The organism is Pseudomonas sp. ABa2 (assembly GCF_056676075.1).
Map to the genome: position 1 here is coordinate 3,847,732 of NZ_CM155239.1, position 21,568 is coordinate 3,869,299.

The window sequence follows — 21,568 nt, forward strand, 5'->3', positions numbered from 1 at the left end:
CTCCCTGTTGGGCTTCGCTGCGCTCAGCGCCAACCTACCCTGCGCCTGGCCAATGCGGCTATGCTGGGCGCGTTTCGCCGACAGGAATCCGTCATGACCGCCGCCTTCCGCCTGCTACCCCTCGCCAGCCTGGCCCTGCTCGCCGCCTGCGCGCAGAAGCCCAGCACCCTGACCCTGACCCAGGAGCAGGGCAACAAATGCCCGCTGAGCCTCGACCTGGGCCAGCAACTGATCCTCAGCCTGCCCAGCAACCCCACCACCGGCTTTCGCTGGGTGCTGCGCGACGGCGCCGAGAGCGTGTTGCAGAGCCTCGGCCCGGAGGTCTACAGCAACCCGGAGGACGCCGGCCTGGTCGGCGCCGCCGGTAAATCCACCTGGCGCTTCCAGACCCGCGAACGCGGCGAGGGTCGCCTGCTGCTGACCTACCAGCGGCCCTGGGAAACCGACGTGGCGCCAGCCAAGACCTTCGACTGCGAGTTGCAGGTGAAATAAGGGGCCACCCCGATTCGCCCGGTAGGAGCCCGCTTGTGGGCGATCTGCAGATGCCCTGGATCGCCGGTGGCACACCTCGCTCCGTAGGGTGGATGTCGCTTTTTACATCCACCACAGCGGTGGATCGATAAAGCGCGATCCACCCTGCGCCAAGCCTCCGTTTCGCGATACGGCTGGCCTCAGCCCCGTAGTCTCCCGACAGCGCCCCGGCGTGCCTGCCGGCGACCTCAGCTCTTGAGCCGGTAGCCGGTCTTGAAGATCCAGCCCACCAGCAAAATGCACAGCGCCAGGAACCCCAGGATCATCGCCAGGCTGAGGCCGACGTTGACGTCGGAGACGCCGTAGAAGCTCCAGCGGAAGGCGCTGATCAGGTACACCACCGGGTTGAACAGGGTCACCGTCTGCCAGGCCGGCGGCAGCATGCTGATGGAATAGAAGGCGCCGCCTAAGAAGGTCAGCGGCGTGACGATCAGCGCCGGGACTATCTGCAGCTTCTCCCAGCCGTCGGCCCACACGCCGATGATGAAACCGAACAGGCTGAAGGTCAGCGCGGTGAGCACCAGGAAGGCCGCCATCCACAGCGGGTGCTGCACCTCGAAGTCGACGAACAGCCGCGCGGTGAGCAGGATGATGATGCCGAGGATCACCGACTTGGTCGCCGCCGCGCCGACATAGCCGACGAGGATTTCCAGGTAGGACACCGGCGCCGACAGCAGCTCGTAGATGCTCCCCGAATACTTGGGCATATAGATGCCGAACGAGGCGTTGGAGATGCTCTCGGTGAGCAGCGCCAGCATGATCAGCCCCGGCACGATAAAGGCGCCGTAGCTCACCCCCTGCACCTGGGTCATGCTGGAACCTATGGCCGAGCCGAACACCACGAAGTACAGCGAGGTGCTGATCACCGGCGTGGCGATGCTCTGCAGCAGGGTGCGCCAGGTACGCGCCAGCTCGAACAGGTAGATGGCCTTGATGGCATAGAGGTTCATGCGCGCGACTCCTTGACCAAGGACACGAAGATTTCCTCCAACGAACTCTGGCTGGACTGCAGGTCCTTGAAATCGATGCCGTGCTGGGCCAGGTCGCGCAGCAGCTCGGCGATGCCGGTGTGCTCGTGCTGGGCGTCGAAGGTGAACACCAGGGCATGGCCCTGGTCGACCAGCTCCAGGCCGTAGCGTTCCAGCTCGGCCGGCACGCCGGCCAGCGGCTGCTGCAGCTGCAGGCTCAGCTGCTTCTTGCCCAGCTTGTGCATCAGCACCTGCTTGTCCTCCACCAGGATGATCCGCCCCTTGCTGATCACACCGATGCGGTCGGCCATTTCCTCGGCCTCCTCGATGTAGTGGGTGGTGAGGATGATGGTCACGCCGCGCTCGCGCAGGCGCCGCACCATGTTCCACATGTCGCGGCGCAGCTCGACGTCGACGCCGGCGGTGGGCTCGTCGAGAAACAGAATCTGCGGCTCGTGGGACAGTGCCTTGGCGATCATCACCCGGCGCTTCATGCCGCCGGACAGTTCCATGATCTTGGCGTTGCGCTTGTCCCACAGCGACAGGTCCTTGAGCAGTTGCTCGAGGTAGGCCGGATCGGGCTTCTTGCCGAACAGGCCGCGGCTGAACTTGACCGTGGCCCAGACGGTTTCGAACACGTCGCTGACCAGCTCCTGCGGCACCAGGCCGATCTGCGCGCGGGCCGCGCGGTAGTCGCGGACGATGTCCTTGCCGCCGACCAGCACCTGCCCGCTACCGGGATTGACGATGCCGCAGATGATGCTGATCAGGGTGGTCTTGCCGGCGCCGTTGGGGCCGAGCAAGGCGAAGATCTCGCCCTGGCGAATGTCCAGGTCGATGCCCTGCAGCGCCGGATGGCCCGACGCGTAGGTCTTGTTCAGTTGCGAAATGGAGATGACCGACTGCACGGTGGAGTCCTTGCCTGCGGAAAAACCACAGAGTGTAGAGCCTGACCACCAGGACAGGGCAAGCACGGATCACTGCGTTGCACAAAAACGTCGGGCCAGTTGCTCGGTCTCGAAGTGCGCGGTGAGAAAGTCGACGAAGGCGCGGGTCTTGGCCGGCAGCAGGCGCTGGCTGGCGAAATACAGCGAGATCGGCCCGGCATCGACATGCCAGTCCGGCAGCAGGCGCAGCAGCGTGCCGAGCTCGAGGTACTCGGCGACGTCGGCCATGGTCAGCAGCGCCACGCCCATGCCGAGCAGCGCGCAGTGGCGCAGCGCCTCGGGATCGTCGAGCAGCAGACGCGGGCGCAGATTCAGCGCCGCTTCCTCACCGTTGGCATGACGCAACTGCCACTGGCGCAGCTTGCCGCTCTGCCGCGAACGCATCAGCAGGCCGTCGAACTCGGCCAGTTCGCCAGGGTGCCGCGGCAGCGCGCGGCCCTGCAGATAGCCGGGCGCCGCCACCGTCACCAGATGCGCCGGGGCCAGGCGCCGCGCCACCACCCCGGGGGCCAGCTCGATGCCGCCGCCGATGGCGGCGTCGAAACCCTCGCCGATCAGATCGACCTGACGATTGTCCAGGTGCCAGTCCGGCAGCACCGCCGGGTAGCGAGCGAGAAACGCCGGCATCAGCGGCAACAGGTGATCGCGGGCGAAGGCCGGTGCGGCGCTGAGCCTGAGGGTGCCGGCCGGCTCGCCGGCAGCGTCGCTGAGGTCGGCGATGGCCGCCTGGATGCTCGCCAGGCCGCCGCTGACGTTGCCGAGGAAGCGCTCGCCGGCCTCGGTCAGGCTCAGCCGGCGGGTGCTGCGCAGGAACAGGCGCACGCCCAGGTGGCGCTCCAGCTGGGCAACGTTGCGGCTCACCGCCGCCGGGGTCAGCGCCAGACGCCGAGCGGCGGCGGAGAAGCTGCCGAGCTCGGCGCTGCGCACGAAGGATTCGAGGTTGGCCAGGCTTTCCATGGGACGGGGTTCCTGTCGCGTAGCGGGCGAGCTGTTACCGGCCTGGTGCGCATGGCGCACCCTGCGACGGACCGCTTGTGTAGGGTGCGCCGCGCGCACCAGAGCCGATTGGGTGCGCAAGCTATATTCAAGCATTGCTTGAAGGTGATTCTAGCCATTACCAGCTACTGCGCAAAACTGCAAAGGCGTTTCATAGCCTCACCAACCACACATCGAGGCTCGAACCATGAACAGCACCCTCCCCCTCTCCGGCCAGATCGCCATCGTCACCGGCGGCTCGCGCAGCATCGGCGCGGCCATTGCCAAGCGCCTGGCCGCCGATGGCGCCAGCGTCGCCATCACCTACAACGCCTCCCCCGAGCGGGCCGAACAGGTGGTCGATGAGATTCTCGCCGCCGGCGGCACGGCCATCGCCCTGGCCGCCGACGCCGGCGACCCCGAGGCGGTGCGCAGCGCCGTGCAGCAGGTGGCCGCGCGCTTCGGCAAGGTCGACATCCTGGTCAACAACGCCGGCATCAGCGTGCTCGGCGCCCCGGAAGAGATCGCCTTCGCCGACTTCCAGCGCATCCTCGCGGTGAACGTTACCGGCCTGTTCGTCGCCACCCAGGAAGCGCTCAAGCATATGGGCCAGGGCGGGCGAATCATCCATATCGGCAGCTCCATGGTGCAGTACGCCGCCTTCGCCACTGCCTCGGCCTACACCCTGACCAAGGGCGCCGTGGCCGGCTTCAGCCGCGGCCTGGTGCGCGACCTCGGCCCGCGCGGCATCACGGTCAACACCGTGCACCCGGGCCCCACCGCCAGCGACATGAACCCGGCCGACGACCCGGTGGCCGACTTCGTACGCCCCCATATCGCCGTCGGCCGCTACGGCGAAGGCCGCGATATCGCCAGCGCGGTGGCCTACCTGGCCAGCCCGCAGGCGGCCTTCGTCACCGGCGCCGAACTGCTGGTGGACGGCGGCTTTACCGCCTGACGCCGCCGGCTCGGCAGCCAGTCGCGACTACCCTCACCCCAACCCTCTCCCACAGGGAGAGGGATCCAGAATTTCAGGAGGCTTTATATGAACATCGGCATCATTGGCGCCGGCGCCATCGGCACGGCCATCGCCCAGGCCCTGGCAACTGCCGGCATCGACGTGGTCATCGCCAACAGCCGCGGGCCGGACAGCCTGGCGGCGCTGGTCGAGCGACTCGGCCCCAAGGTCAGGGCCGTGAGCCGCGAAGAGGCGGCCCGCGCCAACCTGGTGTTTCTCGCGGTCAACTGGTCCAAGCTGGCCGGCGCGGTGGAGGGCCTCGGGCCCTGGAACGGGCGCATCGTCATCGACGCCAACAACCCCATCGAGGCGCCGACCTTCCGGGCCGTCGATCTGGGCGGCCGCGCCTCCAGCGCGGTGGTCGGCGATCTGCTGCCTGGCGCGCGCCTGGTCAAGGCCTTCAACCACCTGCAACCGGCGCTGCTGGCTGGCGACCCGCAGGCCGAGGGCGGCCGCCGCGTGCTGTTCGTCTCCGGCGAGGACGCGGCGGCCAAGGCCACGGTGGCGGCACTGATCGAGCGCCTGGGCTTCTTCGCCCTCGACCTCGGCGGCAACGAGCAGGGCCGGCTGGCGCAGTTTCCCGGTGGGCCGCTGCCGGCGCTGAACCTGGTCAGGTTCGCCTGAATGGCAGGCAGGAAAAAACCCGGCGCGCTTGTGGCGCGCCGGTGCTGCAGGTGAGGTTTCGGGAGAAGCGGCCGCTACGCTTGTGGCGTTGCGGCGATAAGCGTGGCGGCGGGCGCCGTCACGCGAATGGGTTACAGCGGCGTCAGCAGCTGGCCGCTGGCGATACAGCAACGCAGGTTGTCGAGGACCAGATCGGCCATCTGCTGGCGGGTCTCGACGCTAGCGCTGCCGACATGCGGCAGCAGCACCGCGTTGTCCAACTCGAGCAACGCGGCCGGGAGTTCGGGTTCGCATTGGTAGACGTCCAGACCCTCGCCAGCAATCACACCGTTCTGCAAAGCCGTGAGGTGATGGCCTACCAACTGCCCGACCACCAGGGCGTCGACATCGCCACCCCGCCCCTGCTGCTGGCCGGCTTTCTGACCCTGCTCGGCGTGCTGCAAGTCTGTGCCGCCCTCGCCAGCAAGCTCCAGCCCGGCCCGCTGCTGTTCATCAGCCAGGGCCCGCTGGTGTACAGCATCTTCGCCGCCCTGCTGGTCGCCACCGTGATGATGCTGTTCATGGAGTTCTACGGCCTGCGCCTGTCCATCAAGCTGCTCGACGTGCCCAAGCACATCCTGTTGCCGATCATCCTGGTGCTCTGCGTGGTCGGTGCCTTCGGCCTGTCCAGCCGCCTGTTCGATGTCTGCTCGATCCTGCTGTTCGGCCTGCTCGGCTACGGCTTCGTCAAGGCCGGCCTGCCGGCGGCGCCGTTCATCATCGGTTTCATCCTCGGGCCGATGGCCGAGACCAACCTGCGCCGCGGCCTGATGCTCTCCGATGGCAACTTCGCCGACTTCTTCACCACCCCCATCGCCGGCAGCCTCCTCGGCCTGGCCCTGGCCTTCGTCCTCTGGCAGATGTTCAGCGCCCTGCGGCCCAAGCCCAGCGCGATCAACGCCATTCTGCGCACCTGATCGCCCACCCCAGGGCTCACGCCTATGGCTGGCCGCCTGGTAAACGCGCAGCGCCATGGCGAAATGCGGCGCCAAGCTCATGCCGGCCTGCTCGGCCAGGGTCTGCACGCGCAGATACGGGGTGCTGCCGCCGACCCGCGGCGCATCGGCCATCAGGAAGTCGGCGGTGCGCCGGCGGATGAACTCCCAGAACTCGGCCGGGCTGGTGAGCATCTCGCCGGTGGCGATCGGCGTGTCGAACCGAACTCGAGCCGTTCCAAGGCACCTCGCTGGCGCGATTGAGGCACTCACAGGCGGAACCGTCAGCCTCATTCAGGCGGGCGCAGTAATGACCTCGACGGCGAGCGGGCGGTAAAAAGGCGAGTGCAGATCGAGCCCCCGTCGAGAGGCTGGCCAATTTGGGATGTGCTGCGCAACTCGACTGCCCCTGGAGGCGGCCCCTTGGGATTAGCCGTCCGACGGGCGGATGATTTTCGCATTGACATATCGGTAAATCTCGATATTATCGCGCCATGGAACTGATCAATGTATTCAAAGCCCTCTCAAATCCGACCCGCCTTGAAATCCTCAAGGGGCTGAAGGATCCGGTGAAGAACTTTCCTCCACAGGATGAAGGGGACGTTCATACCGTGGGCGTCTGCGTCAGCAGTATTCAGGAAGGTGTCGGTCTGTCGCAGTCGACGGTGTCCGATTACCTTGCCACGCTGCAGCGAGTAGGGCTGGTCGAAGTCCGTCGTATCGGGCAGTGGACCTACTACAAGCGCAATGAAGCCAACATCCGTGCTCTGGCCGAGATCATAGGCAAGGAGTTGTAATTTTTTCACGCACAACATCGATAATTCCCGATATCCCTTTTTACCGAAGCACTCACGATAGAGAGGTCGTAGGAAAGACCCGTTAATTCTTTGACTCTATATATCGAAAATTCCCTATATCCCTTTTTTCAGAAACGAGGAACTACCATGAAAGCGCAAATTCTCAACTCATTCGGCGGCCCGCAATCGTTCGAACTGAGCGACGTACCCAAGCCGGTGCCGCAAGCGGGACAAGTGCTGGTACGGGTTCACGCAACCTCCATCAACCCCTTGGATTACCAGGTACGTCGGGGCGACTACGTCGACTACGTGCCTCTCCCCGCCATCACCGGGCATGACGTATCCGGTGTCGTCGAAGCCGTCGGCCCGGGGGTTACGAGCTTCGTGCCAGGCGACGAAGTCTGGTACACCACGCAAATCTTCGAAGGCGATGGCAGCTATGCCGAGTACCACGTCGCCTCCGAAAGCATCATCGGCAAGAAGCCGGCGTCGCTGAGCCATCTCGAGGCGGCCAGCCTGACGCTGGTAGGCGGGACGGTCTGGGAAGCCCTGGTCGGGCGTGTATCGCTCCGGGTCGGGGAAAGCATTCTGATCCACGGCGGCGCGGGTGGCGTGGGCCATGTCGCGATCCAGGTGGCAAAGGCCATTGGCGCGCGGGTCTTCACCACCGTGCGCGAAGCGAACTTCGAGTTCGCCCGGGGGCTGGGTGCCGACGTGGTCATCGACTACGAACAAGAGGATTACGTGGACGCCATCCTGCGGGAAACCGATGGCCAGGGCGTGGACGTGATCTTCGACACCATCGGCGGCGACACCTTGACCCGTAGCCCCGACGCGCTCGCCCAGCTCGGCCGCGTGGTCTCGATCGTGGACATCGCCAAGCCGCAGAATCTCATCCAGGCCTGGGGCAAGAATGCCAGTTACCACTTCGTCTTCACCCGCCAGAACCGCGGCAAGCTCGATGAACTGAAGGCATTGGTCGAGCGCGGGCAACTGCGGCCCCATGTTGGCGCGGTCTATTCGCTCGCCGACATTTCAAGCGCGCATGCGCTGCTGGAGACGCCCAACAACGGTCTGCGGGGAAAAATCGCGATTGCCGTCGAGCCCTCGCTCGCCCCGTAAGGGCATAGGTGCAACTGCCGAACTTACTCTAGAGGAATACCGCAATGATTTATGAAATCGCACTGCTGCCCGTTCACCAAGAACAGATTGAACAGTTCAAACGCGCATTTGCCGAGGTTACACCTTTGCTCCGCCGCGCCAAGGGGTATGGCGGCCACATGCTCGCGCCCGGTATCGAAACCCCCGAGCGGTTCAACCTGATCGTGCGCTGGGCTTCACTCGAGGACCACACGCCGGGCTTCGAAGCGAGCGAAGACCATCGGCTGTTCATGCTGGGCCTGGAGGAATATTTTTCCGAAGAGCCGACGGTCTATCACATTGAAGGAGCGGCTTTTGCTACGGGAGAGGATGACGATCAAAACAGCATCTTTGACCGGGCAATGCCAGTGTCTTAGGCGGTTGTGGGCTGCAAAGAATTGGCCGTTGTCAGAAACATGCGGACCAGATGTCGCTAATTTGCAGTGATCATAAGTTGATCTGACAGTTACCTGCCTTGAGGCCCGCGACTGTCAGGTCAAATTCAGCTGTTCAGTGTGGTGATCTTATTGCGATCAAGCTAAATAGCCGCTGATCGGAGACTGGGCCGCCAAATAACCTGGGGCGCGCGGGGGCCCATCGAGGGCGCTATCGACTGCCCCTCGCTCGACTCCCCTCACCCACTCCCCCGCTCGATCACCTCGCCCCCACATCCAGGCGCAACGACTGGTGCACCAGCGCCGGTTCGGCGATGGTGCGGCCGATGCGCAGGCCGTCGATGCGCACGGTGGTCAGCGGCGGATGGGTGTGCGCCGCGCAGGACAGGTCGCCGAAGCCGACCACCTCGGGACAGCCCAGGGCGCGGGACAGGCTAATGGGCGACACGCCGGCCACCTTGGCCACGTCGATCAGGGGCGGCGCGCGAATCGGGAGTTTCTCGACTCATGCTCTGCCCCTCGGGAGTCCGGGCACCTTACCCAGGGCGCTGGCCCGAATTCATGCGAGATACGTTGTCATACAACATTGGTCACAAGAGACGAAGGGTGCGCGTGCCCAGCCGTTTCTCACCTTGTTCGCTCGCTGGCCGCCGGCGGCACGGTGTCGATCGCCGCGCTGTTCGTCGCCGGCATCGGCCCGGGCCTGCTGCTCAGTTTCACCATGGCCGCGCTATGCCTGCTGTTCGCGCGCAAGCGCAACTACCCCAAGGGCGAGGTGATTCCGCTGCGCCAGGCGCTGAAGATCTGCGTCGAGGCGCTGTGGGGCCTGATGACCATGGTGATAGCGGCGTGTTCACCGCCACCGAGTCGGCCGCGGTGGCGGTGGCGGTGGTTTGGGCCTTCTTCGTGACCATGTCCATCTACCGCGACTACAAGTGGAGCGAACTGCCGAAGATGCTGCACCGCACCGTGCGCACCCTGTCGATCGTGATGATCCTGATCGCCTTCGCCGCCAGCTTCGGCTACATCATGACCCTGATGCAGATTCCGTCGAAGATCACCACGGCCTTCCTGACCCTGTCGGACAACCGCTACGTGATCCTGATGTGCGTCAACTTCATGCTGCTGGCCCTGGGCACGCTGATGGACATGGCGCCGCTGATCCTGATTCTCACGCCGATCCTGCTGCCGGTGTGACCTCCTTCGGCGTCGACCCGGTACACTTCGGCATGATCATGCTGGTCAACCTGGGCATCGGCCTGATCACCCCGCCGGTGGGCGCGGTGCTGTTCGTCGGCGCCGCCATCGGCAAGGTCAGCATCGAGAGCACGGTGAAAGCGCTGCTGCCGTTCTACGCCGCGCTGTTCGCGGTGCTGATGGCGGTCACCTATATCCCCGCCATCTCGCTGTGGCTGCCCAGCGTGGTGCCCTGAACCCGCGCCCGCCCCACTCCCGTCCTGCGGGAGCGGGGCCTGCCCCATTCACCCCGAGCCGCCGCCTGGCGGCTCTCGCTTTATAAGGACGTAACGCCCCGCCATGCCCGCCGCCCCGTTCCCCCGGCATATCGCCGCGCTGATCCTCGCCACCCTGGCCTGCTCCTTCGCCGGCAACCATATCGCCGCGCGTATCGCCTTCGACCACGACGCCGGCCTGCTGCTGGCGATCCTCTGCCGTTCTGGGGTGACCCTGCTGGTGCTCGCCGCCCTGGTGCTGTGGCAACGCGACTCGCTGCGCCTGAGCCGCCAGACCTGGGGCTGGCAGCTGGTGCTGGGGCTGCTGATCGCGGTGCAGAGCTTCTGCATCTATTCGGCGGTGGCGCGCATCCCGGTGGGCCTGGCGCTGCTGGTGGTGAACCTCTCGCCGATCCTCCTGGCGCTGCTCACCTGGGCCCTCGGCGGCCCGCGACCGACCGGCCGCGCGGCGCTGATCATGGGCCTGATCCTGTTCGGCCTGGTGCTGGTGCTGGACGTGCCGGCGCGCCTGGCCGGCCAGGCCCAGCTCGATGCGCGCTGGATCGAAGGGGTGTCGTTCAGCCTGACCGCGGCGGCGGTGTTCGCCGTGGCCCTGTGGGTCACCGAACACCGGCTGTCGGTGATGCCCGGGCGGGTGCGCAGCATGCTGACCATGGCGGTGGTGTTCAGCGCCTCGGCCCTGGCCGGCGCCAGCGGCGCCCTGCCCGGTGGCCTCGGCCTGCCCGACGCGGCGGTCGGCTGGGTGGCCCTGGCCTGCCTGGTACTGCTCTACGGCACGGCGTTTTCGGTGCTGTTCATCTGCATGCCGCGCCTGGATATCGCGCGCAACGCGCCGGTGATGAACATGGAGCCGGTGGCCGGGATGCTGTTCGGCTGGCTGATTCTCGATCAGTTGCTCGGCGCCTTGCAGGTGGTCGGCGGGCTGATCGTGGTCGGCGGCATCGTCCTGCTGGCCTACCGCCGTTAGCCATGGCTCAGCCGCGCAGCGCCTCGGCCTCGGCAGCCTCGTGCGCCTGACGCAGGCGCTCACGGCTATTGGTCAGGTGCAGGCGCATGGCGGCGCGCGCCGCCTCCGAGTCCTGGCGGGCGATGGCCTCGAAGATCTGCTCGTGCTCGCGCGCAAGGCGCGCCATATAGTGCGCCTGGTCGTCGCGCGCCAGGCTGGCGGAATTGACCCGGGTGCGCGGAATGATGCTGGTGCCCAGGTGACTCATGATGTCGGTGAAGTAGCGGTTGCCGGTGGCCTCGGCGATGCGCAGGTGGAACTGGAAATCGGACGACACCGCGTCGCTGGCGTGCGCCGCGCACTCGCTGATCGCGTCCAGCGCCTCGCGGATGGCCTTCAGTTGCGCCTCGTTGCGGCGCTGCGCGGCCAGGCCGGCGGACTCCACTTCCAGGCTGATGCGAAATTCGAGAATCGCCAGCACGTCGCGCAGGGTGACGATGGTCGCCGGGTCGATGCGAAAGCCACTGGGGCTGGGGGTGTCGAGCACGAAGGTGCCGATGCCGTGGCGGGTTTCCACCAGACCGGCGGCCTGCAGCCGCGACAGCGCCTCGCGCACCACGGTGCGGCTAACGCCCTGCTCCTCCATGATCGCCGACTCGGTGGGTAGCTTCTCGCCGCGCTTGATCGCACCGTCGCGGATACGCTGCGACAGCTCGGCCACCAACTCCTGGGCCAGGCTACGGTGCTTGCGGCGGGCGCGGGGTTGGGCGTTGGGGGTTTCCATGGCGGGAGCGCTCTCGGCTGACGGCTAAGCCGCAATCATAGCCCAGCAGTTGTACGATGACGCTATGAATTCCCGACAAATAGCGACACCGGAGCGCCAGATGCCGACCACCTTGCTGACCCTGCACGACAGCCTGACCCGCCTGACCTTGACCCCCGAACTGGGCGCCAGCCTGGTCAACTGAACCCGTTTGAGCGCCTGGCAACTGGTTGATGCGACATCCGACAGCGCCACCCTGCAACTGGACAGCCTGCAGCCCTTCCCCTACCGCGCCGCCTGCAGGTGCGGCTGGCGGACGGGCGCCTGAGCCTGCACCTGCAAGCCACCCACCTCGGCGAGCGGCCGACCTGGTAAGGCCTCGGCCTGCATCCCTATCTCGCCCGCTCCGCGCATACCCGCCTGCAAGCGCAGGCCAGCCGAGTGTGGCTGTGCAACACCGACAAACTCTCCACTCAACTGGCCGAGTTACCCGCGGCCTGAAACTTCGCCGAACTTGCCGCCCTGCCGGCGCAGACGTTGGACAATGCCTTTACTGGCTGGCCGGGCAGCGCGCTTATTGTTCAGCCGGAGGCCGGCTATCAGTTGCTCTGCCACGCCGAGGGCGCCGAGTTCTTCTTGCTGTATTGCCCGCAGGAGCAGAACTTCTTCTGTTTCGAGCCGGTCAGCCATCCGGTCAACGCCCACCACCTGCCGGGGCGCCCGGGCCTGCAACTGCTGGCGCCGGGGCAAAGTTGCCGGCTGCAGTTCAGCCTGGAGTGCCAGGCGCTCGATAACTGAGCGCTGGACATTCGCCGACACTTCGCGATAATGGCGCGCAAGTTGCCTCTCGCAACTTCATTTATAAAAAGTTTCATACACATAAGTAACTGAATAAGAACGGGAAACTTGCAAGCTCTGACACTTTGCAAAGTATTCGCCGAACGAAACCATCAGCAGCACCCTAGATTGATCCCTGACCGCAGCAGTGAAGCGGAGTGCTTCACGCGTCATGCGGGTCGATCGCCAGACCATATAGGTAAACCCAGTGACGAAAGACGAACTGCGCGCCGAACTCGAGCGCCAGGCGCAGCGTTACAAGGATGTATACGGCGGGGAAGTCATCACCTACGCCGCGCAGCCGGACCCCGACCGCAAACCTTGGCGCAAGAAACCCAGCCTGCTCGATCAGGCCTTCGATAAGGAAATCGAAAAGATCGAAAAAGAACGTCAGGACAAGCAAGACGCCGCCAGCGAATAGCGCCAGGCCCTCTGTCGAACTAGCCTTTCATCGCCGCTCAGCTATTACCGCGATCGCTCAGGCCTGTCCGGCGCCGGTAAAGGGTGGACCCGGCTTCGCCCTGTCCACCCTGCCCTCGCCGGCTAGCGTCTCTTGCCGCCCAGCAGCGACCCCATCAGCCCGCGCACCAGCTGCCGCCCGAGCTGGTTGGCCGCCTGGCGCAGCGCCGACTTCATCGCCCCGCCGAGCAGTTCGCCGGCCATCTGCCCCAGCCCCTGATCCGGCGCCGCGGCCTTCTGCCGTCCGCTCGGCTGGGCCGGCGCCTCGGCGCTGGCCTGGGCGGCGCGGGCGGTGAGCAGCTCGTAGGCCGATTCGCGGTCGACGGGTTTGTCATAGCGCCCGGCCAACGGCGACTGACGCACCAGGGCGGCGCGCTCGCTCTCGTTCAGCGGGCCGATGCGCGACTGCGGCGGGGCGATGGCCACGCGCTGCACCATGGCCGGCGTGCCCTTCTCCTCCAGGGTGCCGACCAACGCCTCGCCGATGCCCAGCTCGGTCAGCACGCTCAGGCTGTCGAACGCCGGATTGGGGCGGAAACCGTCGGCCACCGCGCGCAGCGCCTTCTGCTCCTTGGCGGTGAAGGCGCGCAGGCCGTGCTGGATGCGCAGGCCGAGCTGGGCCAGCACGTCGTCCGGCAGGTCGCTGGGCGACTGGGTGACGAAGTACACCCCCACGCCCTTGGAGCGGATCAGCCGCACCACCTGCTCCAGGCGCTCCTGCAGCGCCTTGGGCGTGCCCTGAAAGAGCAGGTGCGCCTCGTCGAAGAACAGCGCCAGCACCGGCTTGTCGGCGTCGCCACGTTCGGGCAGCTGCTCGAACAGCTCGGCCAGCAGCCACAGCAGGAAGGTGGCGTAGACCTTGGGCGCTTCGTGCACCAGGCGGCTGGCGTCGAGCAGGTGAACCCGGCCGCGGCCGTCGCGATCGGGGTGCAGCAGGTCCTCGAGTTGCAGCGCCGGCTCGCCGAACAGCGCCTCGGCGCCCTGCTGCTCCAGGCTGGCTAGGCGCCGCAGCAGCGCCTGCGCCGAGGTGTTGGTGAACAGCGCGCTGTCCTCGCCGAGCACCTGCGGGTTGTCCTTGAGGTGGCCGAGCAGCGCCTTGAGGTCCTTCAGATCGAGCAGCAGCAAACCCTCGCGATCGGCCACCTTGAACGCGGCGTAGAGCGCCGCCTGCTGGCTGTCGGTCAGTTCCAGCAGGGCGCCGAGCAGCAGCGGGCCCATCTCGCTCAAGGTGGTGCGCAGCGGGTGGCCGCTCTGCCCGTGCACGTCCCACAGGCACAGCGGATAGGCCTGCGGCCGGTGCTGCAGCCAGGCCATGCTGGCGATGCGCTCGGCGACCTTGCCCTGCGGCGCACCGGCGGCGCCGAGGCCGCACAGGTCGCCCTTGACGTCGGCGGCGAACACCGCCACGCCGGCGTCGCTGAAGGTCTCGATCAGGCGCTGCAGGGTCACCGTCTTGCCGGTGCCGGTGGCGCCGGCGATCAGACCGTGACGGTTGGCCAGGCGCAACGGCTGGCCGACGGGCTGGCCATCGCTGCCGGCGCCCAGTACGAACTGCGAAATCAAAGGCATCTTTGCCATCCCCTGGGTTAAAGCTTTACTGCAGGTATGCCGACATAGGCATCAGACCAAAGGCGAATTGCCTTCGCCACAATCTCCCACGAACCGCCCCACTGGCGGCTTCGTGGAACACAAGACTGGTTCCAGAGCCTTCCGGACGCAAGACAACATGACTAAAAACCTGCAGTTCAGCCACAAGATCCTGCTCGCAGCATCGCTGGTGGTGATAGTCGCCTTCTCCCTGTTCACCCTCTACAACGATTACCTGCAACGCAACGCCATCCGTGCGGACCTGGAGAGCTACCTGCATGAAATGGGCGACGTGACCGCCAGCAACATCCAGAACTGGCTGTCCGGGCGCATCCTCCTGGTGGAAAGCGCCGCCCAGTCGATCGTCAACGACAGCAGCCCGGATCGCGTGGTCAAGCTGCTGGAGCAGAAGGCGCTGACCTCCTCCTTCGCCTTCACCTACCTGGGCGCCGAGAACGGCGACTTCACCATGCGCCCGGACGCCGACATGCCCGAGGGCTACGATCCGCGCACCCGGCCCTGGTACAAGGATGCCATGGCCGCCGGCGGCTCCACCCTCACCGAACCCTACGTCGACGCCGCCACCGGCGAGCTGATCATCACCATCGCCACCCCGGCCAAGCCGGCCGGCGTGGTGGGCGGCGACCTCAGCCTGCAGACCCTGGTCGACATCATCAACGCCCTGGACTTCGACGGCATCGGCTACGCCTTCCTGGTCAGCGCCGACGGCAAGATCCTGGTGCACCCAGACAAGAACCTGGTGATGAAGAACCTCAAGGACATCTACCCGCAGAACACGCCGCGCATCAGCAGCGAGTTCAGCGAGGCGCAACAAGACAGCAACACCCGCATCCTCACCTTCACCCCGGTCAAGGGCCTGCCTTCGGTCAACTGGCACGTCGGCCTGTCCATCGACAAGGCCAAGGCCTACGCGATGCTCACCGAGTTCCGCGCCTCGGCCATAGTCGCCACCGTCATCGCCGTGGTGCTGATCATCGCCCTGCTCGGTGTGCTGATCCGCGTGCTGATGCAGCCGCTCAACACCATGGGCAAGGCCATGCAGGACATCGCCCAGGGCGAGGGCGACCTGACCAAGCGCCTGGCGATCCAGTCCAACGACGAGTTCGGCGCCCTGGCGCGCGCCTTCAACCAGTTCGTCGAGCGCATCCACAGCTCGATTCGCGAGGTGTCCTCGGCCACCGTGCAGGTCAACGAGGTGGCCAAGCTGGTGGTCAACGCCTCCAACTCGTCGATGGCCAACTCCGACGAGCAGGCCAGCCGCACCAACAGCGTGGCCGCGGCGATCAACGAACTGGGCGCCGCCGCCCAGGAGATCGCGCGTAACGCCGCCGACGCCTCGACCCAGGCCTCCGACGCCCGCCATCAGGCCGAGGACGGCGGCAAGGTGGTGCAGCAGGCGATCTCCTCGATGAGCGAGCTGTCGGACAAGATCAGCGACGCCTGCGCCAAGATCGAGATGCTCAACGGCAAGACCGTGGACATCGGCCAGATTCTCGAGGTGATCAAGAGCATTTCCCAGCAGACCAACCTGCTGGCGCTCAACGCCGCCATCGAGGCCGCCCGCGCCGGCGAGGCCGGCCGCGGCTTCGCCGTGGTCGCCGACGAGGTGCGTAACCTGGCGCACCGCACCCAGGAGTCGGCGCAGGAAATCGAGAAGATGATCGAGGAGCTGCAGGTCGGCTCGCGGGAGTCGGTCACCACCATGACCGAGAGCCAGCGCTACAGCGAGGAAAGCGTGGCGATCGCCAACCAGGCTGGCGAACGCCTGGGCACCGTCACCGCGCGCATCGGCGAGATCGACGGGATGAACCAGTCGGTGGCCACCGCCACCGAGGAGCAGACCTCGGTGATCGAGTCGCTGAACATGGACATCATCGAGATCAACACCCTCAACCAGGAAGGCGTGGAGAACCTGCAGGCCACCCTGCGCGCCTGCGGCGACCTGGAGCAACAGGCCGCACGCCTCAAGCAGCTGGTCGACAGCTTCCGCATCTGAGTACGCGAAACGAGACCAAGGGCGCCACGGCGCCCTTGGTCGTTATGGCTCGGGCTCAGGCGGCGCCTGTTCCTGCAGCTGCCGCCACAGCTCGGCGGCCTCGGCGAACTCGGTGCCGTCGTCCTCGCTCAAGGCGTCCGGGTCGTAGCGGCGCACGCAGCCTTCGCCCAGGGTCGGCGGCGCCTTGGACGTCGCCTTGTCCAGTGGATCGTTCATCAAGTCCTCCTCACTCAGAGCCTGTTCAAAGTCTCGCGAGCTAGAGCAATGCAAGGCGCTACGCTAGCAACAGCCTTCGGCTGGTCAAAACAGGCGAGGAACGGTCGGAGTCGCGGGCGACTTTACGAGTTGTAAATGAGCATTCCAAGCCTGTTTTTAACGCATCAGTGCCGACGCGCAGCAGACTTTGAACAGGCTCTAACCGGCTTCCAGCTTGCCCTGCTCATGCTGGGCGAACTCCTTGACCGCCCGCAGCACGTCGTGGCGGCTGATCTGGCCGATCAGGTGACCGTCCTCGACCACCGGCAGGCGCCGACGCCGACCGCGCAGGAAGCGCTCGGACAGCTCGATGATGTCCGCCTCCGGCGAGATGGTCTCGACCTCGGCGGTCATGTAGGCGCTGACGTTGCCGCCGATGGCCTCGTAGTAGGCGCCGGAGAGGATGCCGCGCAGGCAGTCGCCCTCCGACAGCAGGCCGATCAGATGGCCCTGGGAATCGACCACCGGCGCCGCCGAGATACGGTGCTCCAGCAGGCGGTTGATGGCGGTGAACAGATCGGTATCCGACCTGAAGGTCACCAGATGGCGGGTCATGTAGTCCCGCACCTTGATGGACTTGAGCATGGGCGATCTCCTCTGGCGAGCATCGGTTCGGCCCACGGCGCAAGATCAGTCGAACACCACCGTCTTGTTGTCGTGCACCAGAACCCGGTCTTCCAAGTGATAGCGTAGCCCACGCGCCAGCACCATCTTCTCCACGTCCTTGCCCAGGCGCACCATTTCCTCGATATCGTCGCGGTGGGTGACGCGCACCACGTCCTGCTCGATGATCGGCCCGGCGTCCAGCTCCTCGGTCACGTAGTGCGAGGTGGCGCCGATCAGCTTGACCCCGCGCAGCGAGGCCTGGTGGTAGGGCTTGGCGCCGACGAACGACGGCAGGAAGCTGTGGTGGATGTTGATCACCCGCTGCGCGTACTCGGCGCACAGTGCCGGCGGCAGGATCTGCATGTAGCGCGCCAGGACGATGACGTCGGCCTGGTGCTGCTTGACCAGGCGCTCCACCTCGGCGAAGGCCGGCGCCTTGTCCTGCGCATCGACCGGCACATGGAAGTAGGGGATGCCGTGCCACTCGACCATGCTGCGCAGGTCGTCGTGGTTGGAGATCACGCAGGGAATGGCGCAGTCGAGCTCGTCGCTGTGCCAGCGGTGCAGCAGGTCGGCCAGGCAGTGCGACTCGCGGCTGGCCATCAGCACCACGCGTTTCTTCTGCGCCGAGTCGGTGATGCGCCACTCCATGGAGAACTCGCGGGCAATCGGCGCGAAGGCCTGCTGAAAGCCCTCCAGCTCGAACGGTAGGGAATCGGCGCGAATCTCGTGCCGCATGAAGAACCAGCCGCTCTGGGTATCGGAATGATGACTCGCTTCGGTGATCCAGCCGTTATAGGTCGCCAGGAAACTACTGACCTTGGCGACGATGCCGACGCGATCCGGGCAGGCGATGACCAGTCTGAACGTGCGCATATACAAAACCCCAATGACGGCGCAAAAGTCGGCCATTCTAGCGACAAGCCGGGGAAACTGCAGTAGCGCGGAGGGCTAGGCACCCGTGGCCACCCCTGGCCGGGCGCGGAAAAATATCGAGGCGGCGGAAAAACAGGCAACTTCGGCCAGCGCGGAAATACCCGGTTTAAATTAAAGCCCGTGGTTACAAAACCTTGCAGTGCGCCGCGGCTATTTTCTCCGACACTGTTTACTTGTTATAAGTGCGTGACTATTATTGCCTCACTGCTCACTTTTTAAACCTATTCACGCCAAGGTAAAGTCCATGTCGCTGATCAATGAATACCGCGCCACCGAAGAAGCCATCAAGGAGCTGCAAGAGCGCCTGAAGAACCTGTCGCAAGACGACAAGCTGAAAAAGGAACTGGAATTCGAAGGCAAGTTGCGCACCCTGATGGGCGAATATCAGAAGTCCCTGCGCGACATCATTGCCCTGCTCGACCCGGAAGCCAAGGTCGGCAAGGCCCCGCGTGCCGGCAAGCCCGTTGCCACCAAGCGCGCGCGCAAGGTCAAGCAGTACAAGAACCCGCACAGCGGCGAAGTGATCGAAACCAAAGGCGGCAACCACAAGACCCTGAAAGAGTGGAAAGCCAAGTGGGGCGCCGACGTCGTCGAAGGTTGGGCCACCCTGCTCGGCTAAGCCTCGCGCAATACCCGAAAACGCCAGCCCTGCTGGCGTTTTTTATTGCCGTTATTTTGCCGCGGGATGACCGGCGCAATTGTTGCCGGCAACTCGTCCGGCGCCCCGCAAGTTTGCCGTGCTGGCCACGGCCAACGCCCAGCCGGCAATTGCCACAGGGCAACTCGCCAGCGCGCCCGGACAAACAAGCGCCGGCCGCCGCCACCCCGCTCGATATGCCCGCGCACAATTGGGCTATGCCCCGTTGCCGGCGCCGCGGCTAATTTATCCCGTAGCGCGCCTGCACATCCTCCGCATACGCCTGCCATTGCTGCAGAAGTTGCACTTGGCTCGGCGTGCAGTTGCCGCGCAATTCATCCAGCGCCTGACGAAACTGCCCCAGGGTATTGGGTGCGCCGAACTCGGCGGCACTCAGACGCTGGCGGCAGAACTCCTGCCAGCGTTGCCGCTCGGCCGGCGACAGGCTGTCCGGAAAGTTGCGTGCGCGATAGCGGAACAGCAACTCCGGCAGACGCGCGTCGTCGAACGGCCAGTCCTGGTTGGCCAGCGCCTCGGGCTCGGCACGGCGCACCTGCTCGCACAGGCGGCGGTCGCGGTCGCCGATAAAACCCTCGTACAGCTGCTGCTCGGGATCGCCGCTGGCGGCGAAGGCCTCCTCGCGATAGATGGTCGCCAGCTTGTCCTGCCACAGCGCCTGCGCCGCCTGCAGCGCCTCGGCGTGGCGCTGGCACTGCGCCCAGTCCAGCTGCAGGCGCTGACGATCCTGCTCGCGCAGCACCGACAGCGGCGCCACCACCGGGCAGCGGTTGATATGCAGCAGCTTCAGCGGCACCGGCGCCTCGCCCTCGGCCAGCTCCTCACGCCGGGTGTACAGGCGGCTGCGCAGGGTCTCGGCATCCAGCTCCAGCAACGGCGCCGGGTCGGCCTGCAGGTCGCAGACGATCAGCGCGTTGCGGTTGCGCGGGTGCCAGGCCAGCGGCAACACCGGCGCCAGGTAATGACGCGCCGCGGAGAAACGCCCGGACACATGCAACAGCGGCTGCAGCAGACGGATCTGATCCAGCACCCGCTGCTTGCTGCGCAACTGATAGAGAAAGTCGTACAGCCGCGGCTGGCGCTCGCGCAGCAGGCGCGCCAGGCCAATGGTGGCGCGCACGTCGGACAGCGCGTCGTGGGCCTGGCCATGGTCGATGCCGTTGGCCTGGGTCAGGCGTTCCAGCTTGAGGGTCACGCGGCCGTCTTCCTCCGGCCACTCGATGCCCTCCGGGCGCAGGGCGTAGGCGGTGCGCACCAGGTCGATCAGGTCCCAGCGGCTGTTGCCGCCCTGCCATTCGCGGGCGTAGGGATCGAAGAAGTTGCGATAGAGGCTGTAACGGGTCACCTCGTCGTCGAAGCGCAGGCTGTTGTAGCCGGCGCCGCAGGTGCCTGGCGCGGACAGCGCGGCATGCACCCGGGCGACGAACTCGCCCTCGTCCAGCCCCAGTTGCTGCAGGCGCTGCGGGTCGATGCCGGTGACCAGGCAGGCGGCCGGGTGCGGCAGGATGTCGTCGCTGGGCCGACAGTAGAGGTTCAGCGGCTCGCCGATCTCGTTGAGCGCCTCGTCAGTGCGGATGCCGGCCACCTGCAGCGGACGGTCGCAGCGCGGATTGATGCCGGTGGTCTCGTAGTCGTACCAGAAGATGCTGGAAGTCACGCGCGTATCCCCAGTGCACAGTGGCCAGGCAGTCTATCATTCATGCCCAGGCGCGCCGCCGCCGGCAAAGCATGAACCAGCGCACAGCCGCTGCATGCCCGCCCAGGCGCCGCTTGTAGGCCAAATGCCAGTACCCCTAGCATGTGCCACCTCTCCCACTCTACGTACAAGGACGCCGCCATGAGTGACGCTACCACCCCCAATCCCTATGCCGCCCCCGTCAGCGACCTGCAGCAGCCGCTCGGCGACCAGGCGCCGAGCATCGAAGAAGCGCTGGCCCGCGGCTACGACTTCAGCATCGGCGCGCTGATCGGCGAGGCCTGGGCCAAGGTCAAAGGCACCAAGGGCATCATCATCGGCGGCTTCCTGGTGTTCTACCTGGTGCTGCTGGCCGCCACCTTCATCCTCGGCGGCATAGTCGGCGTGTTCGGCGCCCTCAGCGACAACCTGGTCGCGGTGGTGGTCGGCGAGGTGCTGGTGTCGCTGCTGGCCTCCGCCCTGGCCTATCCCTTCATGGCCGGGATCAACATGGTCGGCATCCGCCGCGCCGCCGACCAGCCGATCAGCTTCAACGAAATCTTCAGCCACTTCGGCCGCACCGTGCCGCTGATCATCACCGCCGTGGTGATGATGCTGCTGATCTACCTCGGCATGCTCCTGCTGCTGCTCCCTGGCATCTACCTGGCGGTGGCCTATCTGCTGGCGATTCCGCTGGTGGTGGAGCGCGGCCTGTCGCCCTGGCAGGCGCTGGAGGCCTCGCGCAAGGCCATCAGCCAGCACTGGTTCAAGGTCTTCGGCCTGTTCCTGCTGCTCGGCGTGATCGTGATCCTCAGCGCCATCCCGCTGGGTATTGGCCTGGTCTGGAGCATCCCGCTGATGGTCGTGGCCATGGGCGTGCTCTACCGCACCATCTTCGGCGTGCTGCCCGCCGCCCAGTAAGCCGTTATGCCGGGCCGAGCCATCGGCCCGGTTGCGTTCGTGTCCCGCTGCTCGCTAGCATCGGGCTTTC

Annotated in this window: 22 protein-coding genes and 4 pseudogenes; 14 read left to right on the forward strand and 12 right to left on the reverse strand. The window is 65.9% G+C overall.

The genetic code is table 11. From position 1 onward, the window contains the following. Positions 1-93: 93 nt before the first annotated feature. Entirely contained in the window at positions 94-492 is a 399-nt protein-coding gene (locus AC1G9C_RS18755) for a protease inhibitor I42 family protein (RefSeq protein WP_021446367.1), read from the forward strand. A 227-nt stretch (positions 493-719) separates the two neighbouring features. Here the strand turns inward: AC1G9C_RS18755 and AC1G9C_RS18760 are convergent, their stop codons facing one another. The 3 genes from AC1G9C_RS18760 to AC1G9C_RS18770 form a co-directional block, all read right to left on the reverse strand. Beyond that, positions 720-1,481 carry an ABC transporter permease gene (locus AC1G9C_RS18760; RefSeq protein ID WP_021446366.1) on the reverse strand — a complete coding sequence of 254 codons (762 nt, stop codon included), beginning with the start codon at positions 1,479-1,481 and terminating at the stop codon, positions 720-722. Beyond that, complete coding sequence (locus AC1G9C_RS18765) at positions 1,478-2,407, reverse strand: ABC transporter ATP-binding protein (RefSeq protein ID WP_122107596.1); 930 nt, start codon at positions 2,405-2,407, stop codon at positions 1,478-1,480. The genes AC1G9C_RS18760 and AC1G9C_RS18765 overlap by 4 nt, the downstream gene beginning before the upstream one ends. A 69-nt stretch (positions 2,408-2,476) precedes the next feature. Then, positions 2,477-3,403 carry a LysR family transcriptional regulator gene (locus AC1G9C_RS18770; protein WP_480408458.1) on the reverse strand — a complete coding sequence of 309 codons (927 nt, stop codon included), beginning with the start codon at positions 3,401-3,403 and terminating at the stop codon, positions 2,477-2,479. 226 nt (positions 3,404-3,629) lie between these two features. On the opposite strand from AC1G9C_RS18770, the gene AC1G9C_RS18775 reads away from it, so the two are divergent. Continuing rightward, the gene (locus AC1G9C_RS18775) at positions 3,630-4,379 is read left to right on the forward strand and encodes a 3-oxoacyl-ACP reductase family protein (protein ID WP_480408459.1); all 750 of its coding nucleotides are present in this window, start codon (positions 3,630-3,632) and stop codon (positions 4,377-4,379) included. A gap of 87 nt (positions 4,380-4,466) precedes the next feature. Beyond that, complete coding sequence (locus AC1G9C_RS18780; protein WP_480408460.1) at positions 4,467-5,063, forward strand: NADPH-dependent F420 reductase; 597 nt, start codon at positions 4,467-4,469, stop codon at positions 5,061-5,063. A 131-nt stretch (positions 5,064-5,194) separates the two neighbouring features. Here AC1G9C_RS18780 and AC1G9C_RS18785 read toward each other — a convergent pair whose 3' ends face one another. After that, a complete protein-coding gene (locus AC1G9C_RS18785; protein ID WP_480410446.1) occupies positions 5,195-5,389 on the reverse strand; it encodes a hypothetical protein in 195 nt (64 codons plus the stop codon). A gap of 138 nt (positions 5,390-5,527) precedes the next feature. On the opposite strand from AC1G9C_RS18785, the pseudogene AC1G9C_RS18790 reads away from it, so the two are divergent. Then, positions 5,528-6,019, forward strand: a pseudogene (locus AC1G9C_RS18790) (tripartite tricarboxylate transporter permease); the annotation flags it as partial. 9 nt (positions 6,020-6,028) lie between these two features. Here AC1G9C_RS18790 and AC1G9C_RS18795 read toward each other — a convergent pair. Then, a pseudogene (locus tag AC1G9C_RS18795) lies at positions 6,029-6,262 on the reverse strand (enolase C-terminal domain-like protein); the annotation flags it as partial. Between the two features lie 269 nt (positions 6,263-6,531). Here AC1G9C_RS18795 and AC1G9C_RS18800 point away from each other — a divergent pair. From AC1G9C_RS18800 to AC1G9C_RS18810, 3 genes are all read left to right on the forward strand, one after another. Continuing rightward, positions 6,532-6,834 (forward strand): ArsR/SmtB family transcription factor, encoded by a 303-nt coding sequence (locus tag AC1G9C_RS18800; RefSeq protein WP_021445912.1) that lies wholly within the window; start codon positions 6,532-6,534, stop codon positions 6,832-6,834. Positions 6,835-6,981: 147 nt separating this feature from the next. Then, complete coding sequence (locus AC1G9C_RS18805) at positions 6,982-7,956, forward strand: zinc-dependent alcohol dehydrogenase family protein (protein WP_480408461.1); 975 nt, start codon at positions 6,982-6,984, stop codon at positions 7,954-7,956. A gap of 44 nt (positions 7,957-8,000) precedes the next feature. Then, complete coding sequence (locus AC1G9C_RS18810) at positions 8,001-8,351, forward strand: antibiotic biosynthesis monooxygenase family protein (protein WP_480408462.1); 351 nt, start codon at positions 8,001-8,003, stop codon at positions 8,349-8,351. Between the two features lie 277 nt (positions 8,352-8,628). Here the strand turns inward: AC1G9C_RS18810 and AC1G9C_RS18815 are convergent, their stop codons facing one another. After that, on the reverse strand, positions 8,629-8,817 hold the full coding sequence (locus AC1G9C_RS18815) for a hypothetical protein (RefSeq protein ID WP_371921448.1): 189 nt from the start codon (positions 8,815-8,817) through the stop codon (positions 8,629-8,631). Positions 8,818-9,006: 189 nt separating this feature from the next. Here AC1G9C_RS18815 and AC1G9C_RS18820 point away from each other — a divergent pair. After that, positions 9,007-9,802, forward strand: a pseudogene (locus AC1G9C_RS18820) (TRAP transporter large permease subunit); the annotation flags it as partial. A 103-nt stretch (positions 9,803-9,905) separates the two neighbouring features. Beyond that, complete coding sequence (locus AC1G9C_RS18825; RefSeq protein ID WP_480408463.1) at positions 9,906-10,808, forward strand: EamA family transporter; 903 nt, start codon at positions 9,906-9,908, stop codon at positions 10,806-10,808. Positions 10,809-10,815: 7 nt separating this feature from the next. Here AC1G9C_RS18825 and AC1G9C_RS18830 read toward each other — a convergent pair whose 3' ends face one another. Next, entirely contained in the window at positions 10,816-11,571 is a 756-nt protein-coding gene (locus AC1G9C_RS18830) for a FadR/GntR family transcriptional regulator (protein WP_480408464.1), read from the reverse strand. A 100-nt stretch (positions 11,572-11,671) separates the two neighbouring features. On the opposite strand from AC1G9C_RS18830, the pseudogene AC1G9C_RS18835 reads away from it, so the two are divergent. Both AC1G9C_RS18835 and AC1G9C_RS18840 read left to right on the forward strand, forming a co-directional pair. Further along, a pseudogene (locus tag AC1G9C_RS18835) lies at positions 11,672-12,348 on the forward strand (aldose epimerase family protein). A gap of 247 nt (positions 12,349-12,595) precedes the next feature. After that, a complete protein-coding gene (locus AC1G9C_RS18840; RefSeq protein WP_122107604.1) occupies positions 12,596-12,808 on the forward strand; it encodes a hypothetical protein in 213 nt (70 codons plus the stop codon). Between the two features lie 122 nt (positions 12,809-12,930). On the opposite strand, the gene AC1G9C_RS18845 is transcribed toward AC1G9C_RS18840, so the two are convergent. Next, entirely contained in the window at positions 12,931-14,415 is a 1,485-nt protein-coding gene (locus AC1G9C_RS18845) for a helicase HerA-like domain-containing protein (RefSeq protein ID WP_397496264.1), read from the reverse strand. Between the two features lie 157 nt (positions 14,416-14,572). Between AC1G9C_RS18845 and AC1G9C_RS18850 the strand changes: the two genes are divergently transcribed. After that, positions 14,573-16,450 carry a methyl-accepting chemotaxis protein gene (locus AC1G9C_RS18850; protein WP_480408465.1) on the forward strand — a complete coding sequence of 626 codons (1,878 nt, stop codon included), beginning with the start codon at positions 14,573-14,575 and terminating at the stop codon, positions 16,448-16,450. Between the two features lie 42 nt (positions 16,451-16,492). Here the strand turns inward: AC1G9C_RS18850 and AC1G9C_RS18855 are convergent, their stop codons facing one another. The 3 genes from AC1G9C_RS18855 to purU form a co-directional block, all read right to left on the reverse strand. Continuing rightward, on the reverse strand, positions 16,493-16,666 hold the full coding sequence (locus AC1G9C_RS18855) for a hypothetical protein (RefSeq protein WP_480408466.1): 174 nt from the start codon (positions 16,664-16,666) through the stop codon (positions 16,493-16,495). 198 nt (positions 16,667-16,864) lie between these two features. Continuing rightward, positions 16,865-17,290 carry a CBS domain-containing protein gene (locus tag AC1G9C_RS18860; protein WP_021442680.1) on the reverse strand — a complete coding sequence of 142 codons (426 nt, stop codon included), beginning with the start codon at positions 17,288-17,290 and terminating at the stop codon, positions 16,865-16,867. A 45-nt stretch (positions 17,291-17,335) separates the two neighbouring features. Continuing rightward, the gene (gene purU / locus AC1G9C_RS18865) at positions 17,336-18,187 is read right to left on the reverse strand and encodes a formyltetrahydrofolate deformylase (RefSeq protein ID WP_021442679.1); all 852 of its coding nucleotides are present in this window, start codon (positions 18,185-18,187) and stop codon (positions 17,336-17,338) included. Positions 18,188-18,491: 304 nt separating this feature from the next. Between purU and mvaT the strand changes: the two genes are divergently transcribed. Continuing rightward, positions 18,492-18,866 (forward strand): histone-like nucleoid-structuring protein MvaT, encoded by a 375-nt coding sequence (gene mvaT, locus AC1G9C_RS18870; protein ID WP_021442678.1) that lies wholly within the window; start codon positions 18,492-18,494, stop codon positions 18,864-18,866. A gap of 259 nt (positions 18,867-19,125) precedes the next feature. Here the strand turns inward: mvaT and sbcB are convergent, their stop codons facing one another. Beyond that, the gene (gene sbcB / locus AC1G9C_RS18875; protein WP_480408467.1) at positions 19,126-20,559 is read right to left on the reverse strand and encodes an exodeoxyribonuclease I; all 1,434 of its coding nucleotides are present in this window, start codon (positions 20,557-20,559) and stop codon (positions 19,126-19,128) included. A gap of 180 nt (positions 20,560-20,739) precedes the next feature. Between sbcB and AC1G9C_RS18880 the strand changes: the two genes are divergently transcribed. Beyond that, positions 20,740-21,498 (forward strand): hypothetical protein, encoded by a 759-nt coding sequence (locus tag AC1G9C_RS18880; RefSeq protein WP_021442676.1) that lies wholly within the window; start codon positions 20,740-20,742, stop codon positions 21,496-21,498. The last annotated feature ends 70 nt before the right edge of the window (positions 21,499-21,568 follow it).

Excerpts from the sequence above, each read along its gene's own strand:
- AC1G9C_RS18755 (WP_021446367.1), top strand. The coding sequence starts at position 94 with ATGACCGCCGCCTTCCGCCTGCTACCCCTCGCCAGCCTGGCCCTGCTC.
- AC1G9C_RS18760 (WP_021446366.1), bottom strand. The coding sequence starts at position 1,481 with ATGAACCTCTATGCCATCAAGGCCATCTACCTGTTCGAGCTGGCGCGT.
- AC1G9C_RS18770 (WP_480408458.1), bottom strand. The coding sequence starts at position 3,403 with ATGGAAAGCCTGGCCAACCTCGAATCCTTCGTGCGCAGCGCCGAGCTC.
- AC1G9C_RS18775 (WP_480408459.1), top strand. The coding sequence starts at position 3,630 with ATGAACAGCACCCTCCCCCTCTCCGGCCAGATCGCCATCGTCACCGGC.
- AC1G9C_RS18780 (WP_480408460.1), top strand. The coding sequence starts at position 4,467 with ATGAACATCGGCATCATTGGCGCCGGCGCCATCGGCACGGCCATCGCC.
- AC1G9C_RS18800 (WP_021445912.1), top strand. The coding sequence starts at position 6,532 with ATGGAACTGATCAATGTATTCAAAGCCCTCTCAAATCCGACCCGCCTT.
- AC1G9C_RS18805 (WP_480408461.1), top strand. The coding sequence starts at position 6,982 with ATGAAAGCGCAAATTCTCAACTCATTCGGCGGCCCGCAATCGTTCGAA.
- AC1G9C_RS18810 (WP_480408462.1), top strand. The coding sequence starts at position 8,001 with ATGATTTATGAAATCGCACTGCTGCCCGTTCACCAAGAACAGATTGAA.
- AC1G9C_RS18825 (WP_480408463.1), top strand. The coding sequence starts at position 9,906 with ATGCCCGCCGCCCCGTTCCCCCGGCATATCGCCGCGCTGATCCTCGCC.
- AC1G9C_RS18830 (WP_480408464.1), bottom strand. The coding sequence starts at position 11,571 with ATGGAAACCCCCAACGCCCAACCCCGCGCCCGCCGCAAGCACCGTAGC.
- AC1G9C_RS18845 (WP_397496264.1), bottom strand. The coding sequence starts at position 14,415 with ATGCCTTTGATTTCGCAGTTCGTACTGGGCGCCGGCAGCGATGGCCAG.
- AC1G9C_RS18850 (WP_480408465.1), top strand. The coding sequence starts at position 14,573 with ATGACTAAAAACCTGCAGTTCAGCCACAAGATCCTGCTCGCAGCATCG.
- AC1G9C_RS18855 (WP_480408466.1), bottom strand. The coding sequence starts at position 16,666 with ATGAACGATCCACTGGACAAGGCGACGTCCAAGGCGCCGCCGACCCTG.
- AC1G9C_RS18860 (WP_021442680.1), bottom strand. The coding sequence starts at position 17,290 with ATGCTCAAGTCCATCAAGGTGCGGGACTACATGACCCGCCATCTGGTG.
- purU (WP_021442679.1), bottom strand. The coding sequence starts at position 18,187 with ATGCGCACGTTCAGACTGGTCATCGCCTGCCCGGATCGCGTCGGCATC.
- mvaT (WP_021442678.1), top strand. The coding sequence starts at position 18,492 with ATGTCGCTGATCAATGAATACCGCGCCACCGAAGAAGCCATCAAGGAG.
- AC1G9C_RS18880 (WP_021442676.1), top strand. The coding sequence starts at position 20,740 with ATGAGTGACGCTACCACCCCCAATCCCTATGCCGCCCCCGTCAGCGAC.